The sequence below is a fragment of the Bradyrhizobium sp. PRIMUS42 genome (assembly GCF_023006515.1).
Lineage (GTDB): Bacteria > Pseudomonadota > Alphaproteobacteria > Rhizobiales > Xanthobacteraceae > Bradyrhizobium.
The window spans coordinates 1-1,645 of the sequence record NZ_JALBGZ010001029.1 but is presented as its reverse complement, the minus strand read 5'-3'; the positions used below and the strand labels follow the sequence as shown (position 1 = coordinate 1,645).

Below are 1,645 nucleotides of genomic sequence, written 5' to 3'. Positions count from 1 at the left end.
GACAATCGCCGCTGCGTCGATGAAGCCAAGGCGCTGGGCGCGCCCTGCATCGTCCTCGTCGTCGGCGGCCTGCCGCAATATTCGCGGCCGGGCAGCGCGGCCTCGAAGGACATCGTGGCGGCCCGTGGGCAGGTCGAGGAAGCGCTTGCCGACATGCTCGACTACGCCAAACAGGCAAAGCTGCCGCTGGCGATCGAGCCGCTGCATCCGGCCTATGCGGCCGACCGCGCCTGCGTGAACACGACGAAGCAGGCGCTCGACATCTGCGACCGGCTCGATCCTGCCCGCACCGGCATGCTCGGCGTCGCGCTCGACGTCTATCACATCTGGTGGGATCCGGAGCTGATGGGCCAGATCGCGCGCGCCGGCAAGGACCGCCTGCTCGCCTTCCATGTCTGCGACTGGCTGGTGCCGACCAAGGACATCCTCAACGACCGCGGCATGATGGGCGACGGCGTCATCGACATCAAATCGGTGCGCGAAGCGGTCGAAGCGCAGGGCTTTGCCGGTTATTCCGAGATCGAGATATTCTCCAACGAGTGGTGGGGCAAATCGATGGACGAGGTGCTCCGCGCCTGCATCACGCGCCATAAGACGGTAGTCTAAGTCACGGGCGCGCTGCCCTTACGGGCCTGCGACCCGTTGCAGGGTGTTGAAGCGCGCCTTCTGCTCGCTGCTCAGCGTGGCATAGAATTCGTCCAGCGCAGGTTCGACCAGCTTGGCGGCCGTCAGCATGGCCTCGAGCCGATGCTGCATCGCCTCCAGCCGTCCGACCGGCGTCAGAGGCACATCGTTCGGACAGGCCGCTTGTAGGCCCTCAACGCCCTTCGCCGTGGCTTCGCCGAGGCGGTCGAGCGCCTCCTTTTGCTTGCCTGCCGGGTGGAGCACGGCCTCGATCTTCTGGATCGGCAACTGGGTCAGTCCGGACTTGGGATCGCCGCAGGCCTCGGCGCTGGCTTCCTGCGGCTGTGACGAGCGCTCGCCGACATGGGGGCCAAGCGCGTTGAAGCGGGCCTGCTGTTCGTCGCTGAGCGAGTTGTAGAACTTCTCCAGGGCTGGCCGCACGATCTTGACGGCTTCCAGCGTCGCGCTGATGCGGTTCATCATGGCGCGCAGGCGGCCAGGCGGAGTCAGCGCATAGGTCTCAGCGCAGGAGTCCTTGAACACACCGGCAGCGTTGGCCGCCGCGGTCTTCAACTCGTCGAGCAGCGCGCGTTGTTCCGGCGCCGGCCGCACCGCCCGCGCGATATCGTCGAGCGGCCAGGCGGTCACGCCCTTGTCCGGTGTGCCGCACAATTGCCGTAGCGTCTGCGGGCTCACGCTGGCGCGCGGCCGTGCGCGGCCGCCGCCGGTTTGCGGATCGTCATTGGGGTTGATGCTGGCATAGGCGGAATAGGGGCCGTCACCGCCCCAGAACACGGTGTCGACGAAGTCGTCATAGGCATAGGCCCAATAGCCGGGCTCGTAAGCATAAGACCAGAACGTGTAGTCAAAAATGTCGGAATAGGCATAAGGCCAGAACACGGGGCCGAGCCACGCCACGAACACCGCGGGATGGCGGTGACGCCAGGCTTGCCGCGGCGCCCAGCCGCTCTGACGGGCGACGAGGGCCGCTTGGGTCTGCGGAGTAGTCTGCGCGCGGAAG

At 66.6% G+C, this 1,645-nt stretch carries 2 protein-coding genes; one reads left to right on the top strand and one right to left on the bottom strand.

Annotation, left to right across the window (positions count from 1 at the left end; all coding sequences use genetic code 11):
* The coding region (locus MOV75_RS37130; protein ID WP_247007876.1) for a sugar phosphate isomerase/epimerase at positions 1-606 on the top strand (606 nt) is incomplete at its 5' end.
* An 18-nt stretch (positions 607-624) separates the two neighbouring features.
* Here the strand turns inward: MOV75_RS37130 and MOV75_RS37125 are convergent.
* On the bottom strand, positions 625-1,645 hold a 1,021-nt coding region (locus tag MOV75_RS37125), incomplete at its 5' end, for a Spy/CpxP family protein refolding chaperone (RefSeq protein WP_247007874.1).